Raw genomic sequence first — 17,521 nt, 5'->3', positions numbered from 1 at the left:
GGCTCGACGGCGTCTTCTGTGGTGCTTCGGGGGCGCTGTGTCAGCGACTGCCGATGCCCTTGTTGTCGGTGTTCTTCTGCAGGTTGCTGTTGGCGGTCTGCTCCGTCGTCTGCTGCGTCTGCGTGGGCTGACTCTGGTTGACGGCCTTTCCGGCCGGGGCCATACCGCCGAGCGCGGCGTGCGTGGCCTGAGCCTCGACCTGCTTCTGGAGCTGCTGGGCGACGTTCTGCGCCGCTTCCAGACGGGACTCCAGCGTCGGACCGGACATGATGCGGCTGTGCTGCTGGCTCAGCTGCGTCAGGTCCTTCGGGGTCGCGCCCGGCATGTTCTTGTCGAACCTCGCGGCGGCGATGGTCGCGCGAGCGCCTTCGGCCGCGACCGACACCCGGGTCTTCTGGGTCTCGATCCAGCGCGACGCGCGGTCGACCGCACCCTTCCCGGCCGCCATCGCCTTGCCGCCGAGCTCGGCGGCCCGGTCGACCTGCCGGCCACCGAACTCGGCGGCCTGGGTGACCTGCTGGCCGCTCCACTCGCGCCCGGCCTTGATGCCCTTGCCGGCCGCTTCGACACCGGCCTGGTACGTGCCGGCGGCTTGCTGACCGAATTCGAGGGCCCGGTCGACCTGCCGGTCCGTGAACGCGGCGGCGCGGTCGATCTGCCGGTCCCCGAACTCGATGGCGCGGTCGATCTGCCGGTCGGCCCGGTCGATCTGCCGGTCCGTGAACTCGACGGCGCGGGTGACCTGCCGGCCACCGAACTCGGTGGCCCGGGTGACCTGCTGGTCGCCCCATTCGCGGCCGGCCTGCACGTACTGGCCAGCCTGCGTCGCCAGTTCCTGCGCCCTGGTGCTCAACCGGTGCGACGTCTGGCTGTAGACCGCGTGCACGCGGGCGGTGGCGGCGTGGACCTTGTCGTTCAACCGGTCCTTCAGCGGCACCTTCTGGGCGTTCCGGATCAGCCGATCGAAGTCGGTCTGCTGCAACTGCGCGATCGTCGCAAGGTTCTCCCATCCCTGGGGCGACAGCTCTCCCAGGCGGTCCAGGCTTTCGGCCCAGTTACCTCTCGCGGGGCTTTCGGTGGGCTGTGACATGGATGCTCCTAGTCGATGTAGACCGCATACGTGACGCCCACCGCTTCGGTCAGCGGATCCTGCGTCGGCTTGCTGCTGAACAGGTGGAACTGCGCGCCCGGGCGGACCCAGGCGGCCAGGTGGCGCTTGTCGGCCCCCGCGCCCGGTCGCCACTCGTCGACGAACGTGGGACTGCTGTCGTCACCGACGTAGTCCGGCTCGCCGAAGTGCTGGCGGGCCAGGTCGAGCATCGCCGGCCAGTGCTCGTCGAGCCCGGCCTCGGCGGCGGGGACGTCGTTGGGCTGGATCTCGTACGCCGACCAGCCGCTGTTCCGGGCGTCGGCGAACGCGAGTCCGGGGAACACGATCACTGTGCTGCCGCGCTTGGTGGTGAAGCCCCACGACGCGAGCACGTCGTCGATCTGCTCGCCGGCCTCGAGCGGCCAGGGCGTCCAGTTGGTGGCCGCGGTGACCCGCTGCACGATCGCCCTGACCACCTCGAGACCGGTGTCGTCGTTGTCCGGTCCGGCGATCGGCCGCCAGTCGGCGATCTCGGCGAAGTCGGCCATCGCTGCTGCGTCTTCGTCGAGTGGCCTGTCCTGGGTTTTCATTCCGGGCTTGTTCCTTCCGTCAGTGCTCAAGCCGTCGTCTGCCACCGTAGGGCGCGACGAGGTCAGTGGGCCGACCTGCTGATTCTGGTGTTCTGGTCTAGCGTTCGGGTGTGCTCTTGCCGGTGCCGTTGTTCTTGCCGGGCTCGAACCGGCTGGACTCGTTGCGTACGCCGGAGGTCTCGCCGGTGCGCTCCTGACCCGGGGCGACCGGAGGACGCGTCGCGGCCTGGACGCTCTTCAACAGCTCGGGGGACAGACCCGCCGGCCCGGCGCCGACCATCGTCGCGACGCGTCGAGACGTCTCGGCCAAGGACTCCGGCGACACGCTGCTCTGCTCTCCGGTGGGCGGCCTGGTGTCGCCGTTCGCCATCTGGTCGCGCAGAGCGGTCCGGGCAGCCCGGCGCTCGTCGACTTCTGTCATGAGCCCTCCTCGTTGAGGTACACCACGTAGTTGATGCCGACCGACACCGACAGCGGTCTCGCCGTCGGCTTGTTGCTGTACAGGTGGATCTGGGCGCCCGGCGGCGTCCAGACCGCCAGGTGACGTCGGCCGGTCCCGGCGCCGGGGGCCCAGTCGTCCTCGAAACCGGTCTTGCTCTCCACTCCGACGTACGACGGCTGTCCCCAGTGCCGGCAGGCGAGGTCGAATTTCGCCGGCCAGTGCTCGTCGAGTCCGGCGGCCGCAGCCTCCACGTCGTACGGCTCGATCGCGAACGCGACCCAGCCGCTGAACGGGCTGTGCGGCAGCACCTGGTCGTCGTACACCGCGAGCTCGGTGTTGCGGCGGGTCAGGAAGCCCCAGCCGTCGAGCTGGTCGTCGATCACCGTACGGCGGCTGATCGGCCACGGCTTCCAGTTCGTCCCGGACTTCACGCGACGGATCAGGCGGCGGACCGGAACTGGTCCGGTCTCACCCGCCTGCGGGCCGGCGAGGCGTCGCCAGTCTCGGACCTCGGCGATGTCTGCCATCGCGCGGTCGTCGTCGTCCAGCGGCCGGTCAAGTGTCTTCATCCTGGCGGCAGTCCTGTCGTCGCGGTACGTGTCGAAACTAAGTCTTCCGAGGGGTCAGGCGGACGTCCTGCTCGTGGACAACAGAAAAACAGCCGCCCTGGGAAGCTTCCCAGGGCGGCTGTCGGGTAGGTCAACCGAAGTTCGGTCTCAGTTCGATGACGCGGCTCAGTGCATGACCCTTAGTGCATGGCTGCGGCGGCCGAGGACTCCAGCGACTCCTCGCCCTCGGCCTTCGGGGCGTCGTTGCGGCCGGCCAGCCGCTGCTCCGGCGTGATGATCGCGATGACGAGTGCGATCGCCAGGAACGGCAGGGAGACCAGGAACACGTCGCCCATCGCGTCGACCAGACCGTGCAGGGCCCAGCCCTTCATCGGCTCCTTCAGCCCGTGCAGGGCCTGGACGCTGTTGGCCGCCTTGGCCAGCCCGTCGACGATGCCCTGGGTGGCGTTCGGGACGATGTCGGTCAGGTGGTCCTTCAGCCGGGTGGTCAGTACGGCGCCGTAGACCGCCGTACCGATCGCGCCACCCATCGAGCGGAAGAAGGTCATCGACGAGGTCGCGGTGCCCATGTGCTGCCGGGGCACGCTGTTCTGCGCCGCGGTGACGGTGATCTGCATCGACAGGCCCAGGCCGGCGCCCATCACGAACATGTAGATCGCCAGCTGCCAGTACGGCGTGGTCAGGCTCAGCGTGGACAGCAGCACCATCGCGGCGCCGACCATGACCGCGGAGATGATCGGGTAGATCTTGTACCGGCCGGTCTTGCTCATCAGCTGGCCGCTCGGGATCGACGCGGAGAAGATACCGACGATCATCGGCAGCAGCGCCAGGCCGGAGCGGGTCGGGGACATGTCCTTGACCGCCTGCAGGTACAGCGGCAGGAAGATCAGCGCACCGAACATCGCGAAGCCGAGCAGGAACGCGAACCCGGCGTACCCGGAGAAGATCCGGCCCTTGAACAGGTCCATCGGGATGATCGGCTCGGCCACCCGCAGCTCGATCAGCACGAACGCGACGGCCAATGCGACGGACGCGACCAGCAGAGCGATCGTGGTAGCGGTGCCCCAGCCGTTGGTCGGGCCGCTCCAGGAGACGGCCAGCAGCAGCGAGGTGACCGCGGCGGCCACGGTGGAGGCGCCGAGGTAGTCGATCTTGTGCGAGCGCTTCACGTGCGGCAGCTTCAGGACCGCGCTGACGATGCCCAGGGCAACCAGGCCGATCGGCAGGTTGATCCAGAAGATCCAGCGCCAGCCGGGACCGTCGGTGAGCAGGCCGCCGAGCAGCGGGCCGGCCACCGAGGACAGGCCGAAGACGGCACCGAAGTACCCCATGTACTTACCGCGCTCGCGCGGCGGGATCACGTCGCCGATGGTGGCGAACGCGAGTGACATCAGGCCGCCGGCGCCCAGACCCTGGACGGCCCGGAAACCGATCAGCATCTCGATGTTCTGCGACAGTGCGGACAGCACGGAGCCGGCCAGGAAGGTGACGATCGCCGCGATGAACAGCGGACGCCGGCCGTAGAGGTCGGAGACCTTGCCCCACAGCGGCGTGGAGGCGGTCGAGGTCAGCAGGTACGCCGTGACCACCCAGGACAGTTTGTCCAGGCTGTTGAACTCGCTGACGATGCGCGGCAGCGCCGTACCCACGATGCTCTGGTCCAGGGCGGCGAGGAACATGCCGGCCATCAGTCCACCGAGGACGACCAGGATCTGCTTGTGGGACAGGTAGTTGGGACCACCGTCGGTTGGTGCAGCCCCGCCGGCGGTGGCGGGTTCTGTGGTGCTCATCTGGTGCTCTCCAGGTTGTTGTCGGTGTTCTCGCGGGCGGCAGGGTCGCTGCCGGCCGCGGAGTCTTTGTCGGTACGGCGCTGTGCCGCGGCGGACTGCAGTCGCGGGGCGACCGCGGCCCAGCCCTTGTCGGCCCAGGCGGCGCTGCTGGGGGCTTCGGTGTGGGCGGCGACGCCGTCCGCGAAGCGGGTCATCAGCCGCTCGAAGGTCTGCACGTCCTGTTCGGACCAGCCCTCCATGGCGGCGCTGAGCAGCTCCATCCGGTGCCGGGCACTGGCCTCCCACTGCTCGATGCCCTGCTCGGTGAGCTCGACGCGGAACGCGCGCCCGTCGTCCGGGTCGGGGGAGCGGCGGATCAGGCCGAGCTGCTCCAGGGACCGGACGTGGCGGCTCGCGGTGGAGGCGTCGAGCTCCAGCTTCCCGGCGAGGTCGGACAGCCGCAGGGCGCCGTTGCACCGCAGCGCGAACAGCACGATGTGCGCGCTGTGGTCGAGTGTGTCGCCGGGCTGCTTGGCCTTCAGGCGGCGCCCGATCCGAGTGAACGCGTGCATGACGCCCTCGATGGGGGTCTGCGGGGTGTACGCGTCGTTTACTTGCATGCTGCAAGCATATACATGCTTGCGTGATACACGCAAATGAGTTTCCACAATCTTTGACTGAGTCGCCACTCATTTGCTCTCGGTCGCCGGACGATCACTGTCCGCAGCGAGACCCGCTGAGCTGTCCTGACGACGTCTGGCTCGGGCCGGAGCGGTTCGTAGGGCGAAGGGCTGCCATTCTGGACGGCAGTCCGGCGAGGTAGAAGGGTGACGGCATGACGCGGGTTGCAGTAGTTACAGGTGGTGGGTCTGGGCTGGGGCGGGAGATGGCGCTCGCGTTGGCCGGTGCGGGGTTCGACGTGTGGGTGACGGGCCGGACTGAGGAGAAGCTGCAGGAGACCGCCGCCGCAGCCGCTGACGCGGCGGCGGGGAGCGGGGAGGCGGGCGTCGTGCGGACCGCGGTGCTCGACGTCGCTGACGGGGAGGCGGTACGGCGGTTCTTCGGGGGACTCGAGCGGGTCGACGTACTCGTGAACAACGCGGGCACCGGGTCCCCGGCCGCGGCGGTGCAGGACGTACGGGAGGAGGACTGGCGGCAGGTGGTGGACACCAACCTGACCGGGTCGTTCCTCTGCGCGCAGGCGGCGTACGGCGTCATGCTCCGGCAGGACCCGAAGGGCGGGCGGATCATCAACAACGGATCGATCTCGGCGCACGTACCGCGGCCGCAGGGGATCGCCTACACGGCGAGCAAGCACGCCATCACCGGTCTGACCAAGGGCCTCGAACTGGAGGGGCGTGCGCACGGCATCACTGCCTGCCAGATCGACATCGGGAACGCCGCGACCGCGATGACCGCCCGGATGGAGCAGGGCGTGCTCCAGCCGGACGGGTCGATCGCCGTCGAGCCGACGTTCGACCCGAAGATCGTGGCCGCCTTCGTGGTGCAGATCGCGCAGCTGCCGACGTCCGTCGCGGTACCGACGCTGACGGTCATGGCAGCCGGCATGCCTTATGCAGGAAGAGGCTGACGCAGAGGAAACTGTCTGACGGTCCGTCTAGTGTCAGTCAGGTGAGTGAGCAGCGGGAGTCCTTGGTTCATGTTCGCGGGCTGCGCAAGTCGTACGGCGACTTCGAGGCGGTTCGGGGCATCGACCTGGACGTGTGGCGTGGTGAGGCGTTCGGGTTCCTGGGGCCGAACGGCGCGGGCAAGTCGTCGACGATGCGGATGATCGGCGCGGTCTCGCCGACCAGCGGCGGCACGCTCCGGATCCTCGGCCTGGACCCGGCCACCGACGGGCCGTCGATCCGTGCGCGGCTCGGGGTCTGCCCGCAGGACGACACCCTCGACACCGAGCTGTCCGTCCGGGAGAACCTGACCATCTACGGGCGGTACTTCGGTCTCAGCCGGGCCGAGTGCCGCGAGCGCGCGGACGAGTTGCTCGAGTTCGTCGCGCTGACCGAGAAGGCGAAGGTCAAGGTCGACGAGCTGTCCGGCGGGATGAAGCGCCGGCTGACGATCGCGCGCTCACTGGTCAGCAAGCCCGACCTGCTGCTGCTGGACGAGCCGACCACCGGACTCGACCCGCAGGCGCGGCATCTGTTGTGGGACAAGCTGTTCCGGCTCAAACAGGCCGGCGTCACGCTGATCATCACCACGCACTACATGGACGAGGCCGAGCAGTTGTGCGACCGGCTCGTGGTGATGGACGGCGGCCTGATCGCGGCCGAGGGATCCCCGGCCGACCTGATCCGCGACTACTCGACGCGTGAGGTGACCGAGCTGCGGTTCGGGCCGGACGTGATGCTCGCCGACCACGACGCCCTGGCCGGCAAGGTCGAGGACCTCGCGCAGCGCATCGAGGTACTGCCGGACCGGCTGCTGCTCTACACCGACGACGGTGAGCGCGCGGTCGCCGCCGTGCACGAGCGAGGCCTGGAGCCGGCCGCCGTCCTGGTACGCCGCTCCACTCTCGAAGACGTGTTCTTGAGGCTGACCGGCCGGACGTTGGTGGACTGATGGCGCTCGCGATCGAGAACGGTCGCCGGATGTTCGACTACTGGCTGACCGTCTACAAGCGGACCTGGAAGGGCACGATGATCAGCAGCTTCCTGCTGCCGATGCTCTACCTGGCCGCGATGGGCATCGGCCTCGGGTCGTTCGTGGACAGCAACGGGACCGGTGCGCTCGGTGGCGTCAGCTACCTGCAGTTCATCGCGCCGGGGCTGCTCGCCTCCACCGCGATGCAGATCGCCGTCGGCGAGGCGACGTACCCGGTGATGAGTGGGCTGAAGTGGCAGAAGTTCTACCACTCGATGATCGCGACACCGCTGCGGCCGGCCGACGTGGTGTACGGGCAGCTCGGGTTCATCGCGTTCCGGGTGTTCACGTCGTGTGCGGTGTTCCTGGTGATCATCACGTTGTTCGGCGGGCTGAGGTCACCGCTCGGCGTGCTCGGGTTGCCGGTCGCGCTGCTGCTCGGGATGGCGGTCGCCGGTCCGATCGCGGCGTACGCGACGATCCTGGACAACGACTCCGGTTTCGCGATGGTGTTCCGGTTCGGCGTGGTGCCCGCGTTCCTGTTCTCCGGAGCGTTCTTCCCGGTGTCGCAGCTGCCGGACTGGATCGAGTGGCTGGCGTACGTGAGTCCGCTGTGGCACGCGGTCGACCTGTCCCGCAACCTCAGCCTCGGCACAGTCACGCCGTGGCTCGCTCTCGTCAACATCGTCTACCTGCTGGCCTGGTTCCTCGTCGGCACCCGCCTCGCCGTCCGCGGCTTCACCAAGAAACTGGTCGGCTGATGGCGACTATTGCAGCCCGGGTCGTCCCGGTTCCGGTGCGGCTCGGTGGCGGGCGGCACATCGTCGAGCGGAACTTCCTGCTCTACCGGCGGTCGTGGGTGGTGTTCCTGTCCGGCTTCTTCGAGCCGGTGTTCTACCTGCTCTCGATCGGCATCGGCGTCGCCCACCTGGTCGGCGACTTCACCCTGTCCGACGGCACGAAGATCGCGTACGCCGCGTTCGTCGCGCCGGCGATGCTCGCCAGCTCCGCGATGAACGGTGCGATCTTCGACTCGACGTACAACATCTTCTTCCGGATGAAGTACGCCAAGCTCTACGACTCGATGCTCGCGACGCCGCTGCGGCCGTGGGACGTCGCCACCGGTGAGATCACCTGGGCGCTGCTGCGCGGGGCGATCTACTCGGCGATGTTCATCGTGGTGATGCTGATCATGGGGCTGATCTCGTCCTGGTGGGCACTGCTCGCGCTGCCGGCCGCGGTGCTGATCGGGTTCGCGTTCGCGGGCGCGGGGATGGCGCTGACCACGTTTATGCGCAGCTGGCAGGACTTCGAGTTCGTGCAGCTCGCGATCATGCCGATGTTCCTGTTCTCGGCCACGTTCTACCCGGTCGAGACCTATCCCGGCGCGATCCGCTGGCTGGTCGAGATCACTCCGCTCTACCAAGGCGTCGTGCTCGAACGCGCTTTCAGCACCGGCAACGTCAGCTGGTTCCTCCTGGTCCACACCCTCTACCTCGCCGCCATGGGCACCCTCGGCATGTACGTCGCCTCCCGCCGCCTCGGCAGGCTCCTGCTGAAATGACTGGAACGCCACGGACTCCGGCGCCGTCCGAGCCCGCATGACGCATACCGACGGGCCCGTTCCGTGGCCCGTCTCGACGACCTGACCGGTGGGCCGCCGACCGTGCTGGGTTGGTGATCCAGCTGCAACATTGCTGATGGAACGGCTCGCTGTGTGACCGCGTCAGTTCGGGTATGAATCTGATCGGTGCTTGGCGGCGCCGGCAACGACACCGAGAGCTGCTGTACGGACCGAAGGTCCTGCTGCCCGGTGGGCCGGAGCAGTGGATCGAGGACTCGCTGGACTGGCTGATCGGCCGGTTCGGGGTCGAGCCGCTTCGCCGGCGGCCGGTGCTGCCCAGTGCGTTCGTGCCTGCCGGGTACGACGGCTCGGAGCGCGCGGCGCGCGAACTCTGTCTGCAGGTGTGCGCGTGGATGGAGGTGCCCGACGACCGGATCCGGTTCAGCTTCCGGATGGAACAGGTCCGCGCCGCCGCCCGCAGCGCGGCCGTGCACCGGCTGAACGCCGAGCAGGGCGGCGACCTGATCGCGATTTCGGGGCTGCGGGCAACGATGACGTCGGCCGAGGTGGACGCGCTGGCGGTGGCCGGGTTCGCGCCCGAGATCAACGTGCTCGCCGAGCGCGAGCTGCAGGCCGAGGTGAAACGCAGTACGGCGATCCTCCGGGAGACCGACCTGGACCGCCGGGCCGAGCTCTGTCGGCGCGCCGACGCGATCTGGTCGTCACCGGCCGGCAGCGGATCGCGCGCGGCCTGGCTGGATCTGCGGACCGGCGGACTCGAGGGGACCGCGGTGATGCTGTCGGCAACCACTCTGGCCGACCCTGCCGCGGTCGTTGCCGCCACTGCACATGAACTCGGTCACGAGGTGCTCTGGGGCTATCACCTGATCGACCGGAGCCGTCCGGACGCGGAGGCGCTGACGGACCTGTTCGCGGTGTTCCACGGGTTCGGAATCTTCCTCGCCAACCAGGCGGTCGAGCGGGTCCCCGGACGACGTTCGGCCCTGCAGACGCTCGGGTACCTCGGCGAGCGCGGTGCCTCCGACGCGCTGGCGGCGTACTGCTTCCGCCGGCACCTGCTGTGGCCGGAATCGATCCTCCCGGTGATGCCGACCGAGGTCGATCGCGCGGTCCGGATCCGCACCTTCGCGCGGCTCGCGTCGCTGGTGAAGGACGCCGAGATCGCGTCGATCCAGGAAGGCGCACCGCTGACCTGATGTCAATAACCGGTGACGCTGCGGAACCGGAAGGTTTTGCCGCGTCACCGGACTGGCATGATCCGGCGGGTGAGGAATCCGATTGGAATGATCCGCCGAAGTCAGCAGCTGCGGTCCCAGTTGAAGTCGCCCCGCGAACGGTTGCCGGGCGGCAGCCGGCGCTGGATCCGGACGTCGATGGACTGGCTGGTGGCCGAGTTCGGCCGGGACGTGCTGCTCCGCCCGATCGCGGTGCCGGGGGACCTGATCCCGGTCGGGTACGACGGAAGCGTGGCCGCCGCGACCGAACTGTGCGGCCGGGTCGACAACCGGATGGATCTCCGCCCCGGTCAGTGCGGGCTGAGCTTCGAGCTGAACGGCGTACGACGGTCCGTGAACAGCCTGGTGGTGAAGGAACAGTCCGGGCGCTGGATCCGCGGGAACGGCCGGAACCAGATCCAGCTCGCGCCGACGCTGACCTCCGATCCGGTCGCGCTGATCGCGGTCTACGCCCATGAGGCCGGCCACGAACTGCTGCTCGGCAGCGGCCGGATCTCGCTCGCGCGCCGCCCCGACCACGAGCCGCTCACCGACCTGATCACGGTCTTCTACGGACTCGGGATCTTCACCGCGAACGCGGCGTACGAACGCCGGCCCCGACCGAACGGGCGCGGCAAGCAACCGCTCGCCCGCGGGTACCTCCGCGAGGCCGCACTGGCCGAAGCCCTCGCCCACTACGCAAAACTCCGCGGCGAACGCCACCCAGAATGGGACCGCTACCTCGACCCACCCGTCCGCCGCGGCCTACACAACCAACTAGCAATCCTGCACCGCTAGCAGCTCTGATCATCTTTGTGCGCGCACCAACCATCTTCGAGCCGCCGAGATGGTTGGTGGGTGCTCAAAGATGGTGGGGCGTGAGCAGCTTCTGGAGCCAGTTGGTGCCGCCGCGGAGCATGGATTCTTTGCTTGGGCCGGTTAGGTGGTCTACCAGGTGTAGGTAGGTGATTGTTTGGTAGAGGGCGCCGAGCGTCTCGGCGAGGGTCAGCGCGCGGCGGAGCTCGGGTGGGGTGGCGTACTCCTCCCACTCGGCGAGGTACGCGTCCCGCACGCGGGGGTCGCTCGACAGCGGCGATGCCTTCTCGACGAAGGTCACCAGATCCAGGAACGGGTGCGCGAGCGCCGCGTCGGTCCAGTCGAAGGCGAGTACCTGACCGTCGCGGACCGCGAGGTTCCGCGGGTGCAGATCGCCGTGCAGCAACGTTTCCGGTACGCCGATCTCCGCCAGCTCGCCGATTGCCTCGCGCAACTGTTTCGCGCGGTCCAGCAACGCGGCCTGCTCGGACTGGTCGAGCCGTGCGGTCAGCGTGTTCGGTTCGAGCAGCCGGTCCAGCTCGGCATCGAGTACGGCGAGCCGCCGGTCGGCGCAGCTGTACTCCAGCAGCCGTTGGGGTTCCGTGACATAGCTGCGCTGTAACCGGGCATGGTTGCGCACGGCATCGATCCACACCGCGATGTCAGTCTCGCGTGCGAGCGGCGTACCGAGGTCAGGCAGGAGCATCCAGGCGCGCTGCTCGTCGATCGCCAACGGCGCCGGGACCGCGCCGGGACGGTCGGTCGAGGCGCGTTGCAGGAACAGCGGCTCGTTCGCGAACAGGAAGGGCAACGTGTCCGTCTCGGTCGACGCCTGCGAGAGCGCCTTGAAGTAGACGTCGCCGTCGGCGGTCGGGATGCGCAGGACGTTCGACAGGCCCCACGTCTTCACCTGCGACCACGGGCCCGTCGCCTTCAGACGCTCAGCGATCCACTGCGGCGCTTCGCCGTACCACTCCGGACGTGTCCAGCTGGGCAGATCGGGTGAGCTGACGGGATGGTCGTGGACCCAACGCGCACCGGCGGGCGGCTCGCCACTCGGGAGCATCAGGTAGGTCAGCGGGTCCTCGGACAGACACGTAAGTACGACGGCCTCGATGCTGTGCTCGTCCCGCAGCGTCCGCAGTACCGACTCGACGTCCGGGAACCAGAAGTCGTCCGCTTGCTCGACCTGCGGAAGGCCCGACGGCAGCACCAGGACCGCCTGGTCCGACGGACGCACTACAACAGCCGTAACCTTCACGGGCTGAAGCGTATGTACCCGATGCAACTGCTTTTCCTGACTATGGTGATGCCGTGATCGATGCCAGGGATGTTGCGCGGGCGGCCGATCTGCTGCACGACGTGGTCGCGCCGACGCCGCTGGAGTACTCGCGGTGGTTGAGCGATCTGGTCGGCGGCGACGTGTTCCTCAAGTGCGAGAACCTGCAGCGGACCGGGTCGTTCAAGCTGCGCGGGGCGTACGTCCGGATGGCGCGCCTGTCGAAGGCCGAGCGTCGTCGCGGCGTCGTCGCGGCGAGTGCCGGCAACCACGCGCAGGGCGTCGCGCTGGCGGCGCAGCTGCTCGGCATGAAGGCCACGGTGTTCATGCCGCACGGTGCCCCGATCCCGAAGGAGAAGGCGACCCGGGCGTATGGCGCGGAGATCCATTTCGCCGGTACGTCGATCGAGGACTGCCTGATCGCGGCGCGCGCCTTCGCGGCCGAGACCGGCGCGGTGCTGATCCATCCGTTCGACCATCCCGACATCGTGGCCGGGCAGGCGACGACGGGACTCGAGATCGTCGAGCAGTGCCCGCAGGTACGAACGGTCGTTGTACCGACCGGTGGTGGTGGGTTGCTGGCCGGAATCGCGGCGGCGATGCAGCGCGACGGGATGCCGGTCGAGGTCGTCGGCGTACAGGCTGCCGGCGCGGCGGCGTACCCGGCGTCACTGGCCGCGGGGGAGCCGGTGCAGCTGAAGCAGATGACGACGATGGCGGACGGCATCGCGGTCGGTCTGCCGGGGCAGGTTCCGTTCGAGACGGTGCAGCGGTACGTCGGTGAGGTGCGGACCGTCGGCGAGGACTCGTTGTCCAAGGCGCTGTTGCTGGTGCTCGAACGCGCGAAGCTGGTGGTCGAACCGGCAGGTGCCGCCGGGGTTGCCGCCGTACTGGACGAGCCGCGGCGGTTCAAGCCGCCGGTCGTGGTGGTGCTGTCCGGCGGCAATATCGACCCGGTGCTGCTGATGCGGGTGATCCAGCACGGCATGGCTGCGGCCGGGCGGTATCTCTCGCTGCGCGTGCGGATCCCGGACACACCCGGCGGATTGGCCACGCTGCTGACCCGGATCGCCGCCCTGGACGCGAACCTACTCGAGGTCGTGCACGAGCGCATCTCGGAAACCCTCAGCCTGGAAGAGGTCGAGGTCGCCCTGCAACTGGAGCTTCGCGGCGAGGACCATCGCGACCGCCTGCTCTCCGGCCTGGTCGCGAACGGCTACACCTACACGCTCAACTGACCAGCGGACGTACGCCTCAGGCATCCAAAGAGGGCACGGGCTCGCAGGTCTTCACCAGGGGTGCGTGCAGGCGCTGCGACAGCACCTGGCGCTGGGTCGGCTTGGCCTCTGTCTGGCGCTGGAGGCCTTCGTCGGTCAGCCGGACGTTCACGGCGCGACGGTCCTCGGGGCACATGTGCCGCTCGACCAGGCCAGCGACCTCGAGACGGCCGATCACGCGCGACAGCGCGCTCTGGCTGAGGTGCACAGACTTGGCGATCGTCGCCACCTTCGCAGAGTGCTCCGGCAGCTCCGCGAGCCGCTCGAGCACCTCGTACTCACTCATCCCGAGTGCATGACCGGCCTGCAGCGCCCGGTCGAGGGCGCAGGTCAGGTCCGCGTGGCGGGCCAGCAGCTCGCGCCACTCCCTGACATCAGCACTCGCATCGGCGCTGGTCTCACCAGGTCCAGCGCTGACCTTCGTAACGGTCATGTCGCTGACCATAGCATGCACGCGCATTCAATGCAAACGCATTTAATGCCTAGACATTAGATGCACATGCATGCAATAGTCTCTCCTCGTGACTACGCAAACCACATCACCAGCCCGCATGACTTGGGACGCGCGCCTCTGGGGAGCGCTCCTGGTGGTCTGCGGCGTGATTTTCCTCGACGGCCTGGACGTCTCCATGGTCGGCATGTCCCTGCCGTCCATCGGCGCCGACCTCGGCGTCTCCCTTGCCTCTCTCCAGTGGGTCGTGACCGGCTACGTGCTCGGGTACGGCGGCCTGCTGCTTCTCGGCGGACGCACTGCCGACCTGCTCGGCCGGCGCCGGGTCTTCCTGATCGCACTGGCAGTCTTCGCCGCCGTCTCGATGCTGAGCTCACTGGCGAGCAACCCCGAACTGCTCATCGCTGCGCGGTTCGTGAAGGGCATGGCCGCGGCGTTCACCGCACCGGCCGCGCTCTCGATCATCACCACCACCTTCCACGAGGGCCCGGATCGCAACCGTGCCCTCAGCATCTTCACCACCTGCGCCGCCAGCGGCTTCTCGATGGGCCTGATCCTCGGCGGCGCGCTGACCGAGGTCGGCTGGCGCTGGACCTTCCTGATGCCCGGCCCGGTCGCCCTGATCGTGCTGCTGTTCGCCATCAAGCTGATCCCGAACAGCCCGCGGGACAACGCCGCCGGCGGGTACGACGTACCGGGTGCGGTCACCGTCACCGCGGGCATGCTGTCCCTGGTCTACGCGGTCGTCGGCGCCGAGCACGCCGGTTGGGCCTCGGTGCAGACCATCGGCCTGTTCGTGCTCGCCGCCGTACTGCTGGCCGGTTTCGTCGCGATCGAGCTGCGCACCAAGCACCCGCTGGTCCGGCTCGGCATCCTGCGCAACGCGTCGCTGCGGCGGGCGAACCTGGCCATCCTGACCGTCTTCGGTTCGTACGTCGCCTTCCAGCTGATCGGCACCATGTACCTGCAGAACCTGCTGGGCTGGTCGTCGTTCGAGACCGCGCTGGCGTTCCTCCCGGCCGGACTGCTGGTCGCCACCCTGTCCCCGAACGTCGGCAAGATCGTCGACCGGGTGGGCACCGAGAAGATGATCATCGTCGCGATGGCGCTGTTCGTCGCCGGGTACGCGCTGAGCCTGCGGATCGGCCCGGAGTCGGCGTACTTCTCGACCGTGTTCCCGACCATCATGCTGCTCGGTCTCGGGTTCGCGATCGGGTTCCCGTCGCTGAACATCCAGGCCGTGTCCGGGGTCCCGGACCACGAGCAGGGGCTGGCCTCCGGGCTGTTCAACACCTCCAACCAGGTGGGCGGCGCGGTGGTCCTCGCGATCGTGACCGCGGTGATCAGCGGCCAGACCGTCGGCGTCACCGCATCCAGCGGCGTGCTGTCGGCGTACAAGTCGGGCCTCGGTGTCGTGACCGGGATCGCGGCGCTCGGCCTGGTTATTGCATTGACCGGTCTGTACGGCCTCCGGGCTCGTCGGGCCGCTGAAGAAGCGGAGGCTGCCGAGCTGGCCGCCGTACAGGACGAGCTGGCGTCGGAGGAGATGACGCCGGCAGCGTGACAACAACCAGCCCCGCGTGGGCTGTGCGGTGATAGAGATAACGCAGAGGTGCGGACTCCCTGGGGGTCCGCACCACTGCATTTCGGGGCGATCCCCGATTGGTTTCGACCCGGCGGGGTGCTGGACTGGGGGTATGAGCAACCAGAGCTACGACGAGAAGGTCAAGGACATCCTGGACCGCGTCGCCAAGGGGCACCTCTCGACCGAAGAGGCCACCACCCTGATCGCCGCCCTCAAGACCGACCCCTCCGAGACGGCAGAGCCGGTCGACGAAGCTCGAGTTGCCGACGGCGGAGAGGGCAAGCCGCCGTGGCCCTGGCCGACGGGCGACGACGTACCGTCCACCAGCGTGTGGGCCGACGCCGTCGATTCGTCGACACCGGCTGATCCTGTCGAGACTGTGCAGGATGTTGTCGAGGCTGAGGTGGAGGGGGAGCCGGTCGAGGAGGAGCACAGCAATGTGCCGATTCCGTCCGGGGTGCAGCGGGTGACCGTGCGGGCGATCGGGCGGCGGGTGCGGCTGATCGGTGAGCCGGCCGTGAACGGTGTCGCGGTCGACGGTCCGCACGTGATCAAGCGCGACGGCGACACGCTGGCGATCAGCAGCGAAGGCGACATGGGCGTCTCGATCGACGGCTTCAGCATGCTGCGCAATCCCACCGACCTGAAGGCCCACGTCAACGGCCTCGCCAAGGAGCTGTCGATCCGCGTCAACCCGAACCTCCAGGTCGAGGTCGAGGTCACCGGCGGCAGCGTGAACGCCGAGCGGCTACCCGGCCTGACCCGGGTCCGCGTCACCGCCGGTACGGCGAAGGTCGCCGACGTCGACGGCCCGATCGACGTCCTCGTCCAGGCCGGTTCGGCCAGCCTCGACGCCCAGATCACGAAGGGCCGCTCCCGCGTCCGCGTCGAGTCCGGTACGGCGCAGGTCACGCTCCGCCGCGGCTCCGACGTCCACGTCCACACGGAGTCCCAGCTCGGCCGCGTCACCTGGAGCGGCGCCGTCTCCGGCCAGTCCAAGGACGTGGAGATCGGCCGCGGCCGCGCCGCCCTCGACGTAGAGGTCCTCGTAGGCACCGCCCAAATCACCTCCGACTGACCCACTGGGGAGTCCGCCCTGCCGATCCAGATGGGTAGAACTCCCCAGTGGGGGGCGTTCGCAGCAAGCGGAGCGGCGTTGAACAGTCTGTGGTGGGTGTGGACAGTCAATTCCTTGTTCACACCCACCGCCACGCAGGTCAAACCCCGACGGTGGGCGTGTTGTCTCGCGGCAGGTGGTGTGGGTGGGGTAGTTCAGAGCCAGCCGCGGCGCATGGCGACGGCGCCGGCTTGGAAGCGGTTGGAGGTGCCGGTGAGTTCGTGGAGCCGGCGGACGCGGCGGCGCATGGTGCGTAGGGACCAGCCGAGTTGGCGGGCGATCGCGTCGTCCTTCAGGCCGGCGACGAGGAGTGTGAGCAGTGCGCGGTCGTCGTCGGTGACTTCGCCGGATGCCTCCGCGCCGAACGGGATCGCCTGCTGCCAGCACAGCTCCCAGTAGTCGACCAGCGCGTCCAGCAGCGTGCTCTGGTGGACGATCGCGGCGCGGAGGCCGTCGCCGACGTCGAGTGACAGGGGGAGCAGTGCGGTGGATCGGTCGGCGATGGCCAGCTTGACCCGTACGCCGGTCAGCATCCGAGCGTCCTCCCCGGCCCGGACAAGGCGCTCGATGTCCTTGCCGACGATCGGGTGCGCGAGCGCCTCGGGGGAGTACACGACCCGGTAGCGCACGCCGCGGTCGAGCGCGCGCTCCTCGACGGGGTTCTCGGTGGCCAGCACGTACGGCGGGCGGTCGAGGGCCATGAACTCGTCGGTGGTCTCCTGCTGCAGCTGGACGAACCGCCGTCCGAGCGCCTCGGGGCCGTGCACGATCTCGATCTCGTCGCCTTGCCGTCCACCGGCGCCGTGCCGGTAGAGCTCACCGAGCTCGCGGGCCGCGACGCGGACCAGGTCGAGGGCTCGCTCTTGGTCGCGGACGAGTGCCTCGACGCCGCTGGCCGGGTCGATCGCCGCGAAGCGTTTGCCTTCGCCCGCGAGTTGCCCGACGAGGCCGAGGTCGTGCAGGCGGCCGAGTGCCTTGGTCACCCGGGCCTGGGAGTCGCCGAGATCGGGCATCAGCTCGGCGGCGGTGGCCGACGTACGGGTCAGAAGAACGCGGTACACGCGCTCGTCGAACGCACCGATTCCGGCCGCCCTCAGCTTCTCGTCACCCACCGGACGATGATGGCGCATATGAGC

Annotated in this window: 18 protein-coding genes; 9 read left to right on the top strand and 9 right to left on the bottom strand. The window is 68.7% G+C overall.

The features are described from left to right. Positions 1-40 precede the first annotated feature (40 nt). The 6 genes from ACWF0M_RS34390 to ACWF0M_RS34365 form a co-directional block, all read right to left on the bottom strand. Complete coding sequence (locus tag ACWF0M_RS34390; RefSeq protein ID WP_452239921.1) at positions 41-1,090, bottom strand: hypothetical protein; 1,050 nt, start codon at positions 1,088-1,090, stop codon at positions 41-43. 8 nt (positions 1,091-1,098) lie between these two features. Continuing rightward, on the bottom strand, positions 1,099-1,680 hold the full coding sequence (locus tag ACWF0M_RS34385) for a hypothetical protein (RefSeq protein ID WP_452239920.1): 582 nt from the start codon (positions 1,678-1,680) through the stop codon (positions 1,099-1,101). Between the two features lie 97 nt (positions 1,681-1,777). After that, on the bottom strand, positions 1,778-2,101 hold the full coding sequence (locus ACWF0M_RS34380) for a hypothetical protein (protein WP_452239919.1): 324 nt from the start codon (positions 2,099-2,101) through the stop codon (positions 1,778-1,780). Continuing rightward, entirely contained in the window at positions 2,098-2,691 is a 594-nt protein-coding gene (locus tag ACWF0M_RS34375) for a hypothetical protein (RefSeq protein WP_452239918.1), read from the bottom strand. Before ACWF0M_RS34375 ends, ACWF0M_RS34380 begins: the two co-directional genes overlap by 4 nt. 179 nt (positions 2,692-2,870) lie before the next feature. Next, the gene (locus tag ACWF0M_RS34370) at positions 2,871-4,481 is read right to left on the bottom strand and encodes an MDR family MFS transporter (RefSeq protein ID WP_452239917.1); all 1,611 of its coding nucleotides are present in this window, start codon (positions 4,479-4,481) and stop codon (positions 2,871-2,873) included. Then, a complete protein-coding gene (locus tag ACWF0M_RS34365; protein WP_452239916.1) occupies positions 4,478-5,080 on the bottom strand; it encodes a MarR family winged helix-turn-helix transcriptional regulator in 603 nt (200 codons plus the stop codon). The genes ACWF0M_RS34370 and ACWF0M_RS34365 overlap by 4 nt, the downstream gene beginning before the upstream one ends. Before the next feature lie 215 nt (positions 5,081-5,295). On the opposite strand from ACWF0M_RS34365, the gene ACWF0M_RS34360 reads away from it, so the two are divergent. From ACWF0M_RS34360 to ACWF0M_RS34335, 6 genes are all read left to right on the top strand, one after another. Next, positions 5,296-6,051 carry an SDR family oxidoreductase gene (locus tag ACWF0M_RS34360; RefSeq protein WP_452239915.1) on the top strand — a complete coding sequence of 252 codons (756 nt, stop codon included), beginning with the start codon at positions 5,296-5,298 and terminating at the stop codon, positions 6,049-6,051. Positions 6,052-6,092: 41 nt separating this feature from the next. Continuing rightward, positions 6,093-7,040, top strand: a complete 948-nt coding sequence (locus ACWF0M_RS34355; protein ID WP_452239914.1) for an ABC transporter ATP-binding protein — start codon at positions 6,093-6,095, stop codon at positions 7,038-7,040. Continuing rightward, positions 7,040-7,822 (top strand): ABC transporter permease, encoded by a 783-nt coding sequence (locus ACWF0M_RS34350; RefSeq protein ID WP_452239913.1) that lies wholly within the window; start codon positions 7,040-7,042, stop codon positions 7,820-7,822. Before ACWF0M_RS34355 ends, ACWF0M_RS34350 begins: the two co-directional genes overlap by 1 nt. Continuing rightward, positions 7,822-8,625, top strand: a complete 804-nt coding sequence (locus ACWF0M_RS34345) for an ABC transporter permease (RefSeq protein WP_452239912.1) — start codon at positions 7,822-7,824, stop codon at positions 8,623-8,625. Before ACWF0M_RS34350 ends, ACWF0M_RS34345 begins: the two co-directional genes overlap by 1 nt. Before the next feature lie 173 nt (positions 8,626-8,798). Beyond that, complete coding sequence (locus ACWF0M_RS34340) at positions 8,799-9,842, top strand: hypothetical protein (protein ID WP_452239911.1); 1,044 nt, start codon at positions 8,799-8,801, stop codon at positions 9,840-9,842. A 69-nt stretch (positions 9,843-9,911) separates the two neighbouring features. Beyond that, positions 9,912-10,658 (top strand): hypothetical protein, encoded by a 747-nt coding sequence (locus tag ACWF0M_RS34335; protein ID WP_452239910.1) that lies wholly within the window; start codon positions 9,912-9,914, stop codon positions 10,656-10,658. Positions 10,659-10,722: 64 nt separating this feature from the next. Here ACWF0M_RS34335 and ACWF0M_RS34330 read toward each other — a convergent pair whose 3' ends face one another. Then, positions 10,723-11,937, bottom strand: coding sequence for an aminoglycoside phosphotransferase family protein (locus ACWF0M_RS34330; protein WP_452239909.1), 1,215 nt, complete (start codon positions 11,935-11,937; stop codon positions 10,723-10,725). Between the two features lie 53 nt (positions 11,938-11,990). Here ACWF0M_RS34330 and ilvA point away from each other — a divergent pair, with 53 nt between their 5' ends. After that, positions 11,991-13,193, top strand: a complete 1,203-nt coding sequence (gene ilvA / locus ACWF0M_RS34325; RefSeq protein WP_452239908.1) for a threonine ammonia-lyase — start codon at positions 11,991-11,993, stop codon at positions 13,191-13,193. Between the two features lie 16 nt (positions 13,194-13,209). Here ilvA and ACWF0M_RS34320 read toward each other — a convergent pair whose 3' ends face one another. Continuing rightward, a complete protein-coding gene (locus ACWF0M_RS34320) occupies positions 13,210-13,665 on the bottom strand; it encodes a MarR family winged helix-turn-helix transcriptional regulator (RefSeq protein ID WP_452239907.1) in 456 nt (151 codons plus the stop codon). Positions 13,666-13,783: 118 nt separating this feature from the next. Here ACWF0M_RS34320 and ACWF0M_RS34315 point away from each other — a divergent pair, with 118 nt between their 5' ends. Both ACWF0M_RS34315 and ACWF0M_RS34310 read left to right on the top strand, forming a co-directional pair. Beyond that, complete coding sequence (locus ACWF0M_RS34315) at positions 13,784-15,247, top strand: MFS transporter (protein ID WP_452239906.1); 1,464 nt, start codon at positions 13,784-13,786, stop codon at positions 15,245-15,247. A gap of 133 nt (positions 15,248-15,380) precedes the next feature. Continuing rightward, entirely contained in the window at positions 15,381-16,346 is a 966-nt protein-coding gene (locus tag ACWF0M_RS34310) for a hypothetical protein (RefSeq protein WP_452239905.1), read from the top strand. 194 nt (positions 16,347-16,540) lie between these two features. Here ACWF0M_RS34310 and ACWF0M_RS34305 read toward each other — a convergent pair whose 3' ends face one another. Next, positions 16,541-17,497: a TrmB family transcriptional regulator gene (locus ACWF0M_RS34305; RefSeq protein ID WP_452239904.1), complete on the bottom strand. Its 957-nt coding sequence runs from the start codon at positions 17,495-17,497 to the stop codon at positions 16,541-16,543. Positions 17,498-17,521: the final 24 nt, after the last annotated feature.

The sequence above is a fragment of the Kribbella sp. NPDC055110 genome, assembly GCF_053607525.1.
Note: the sequence above shows the minus strand (reverse complement) of the source record. Positions and strands in the feature narration are given on the sequence as shown.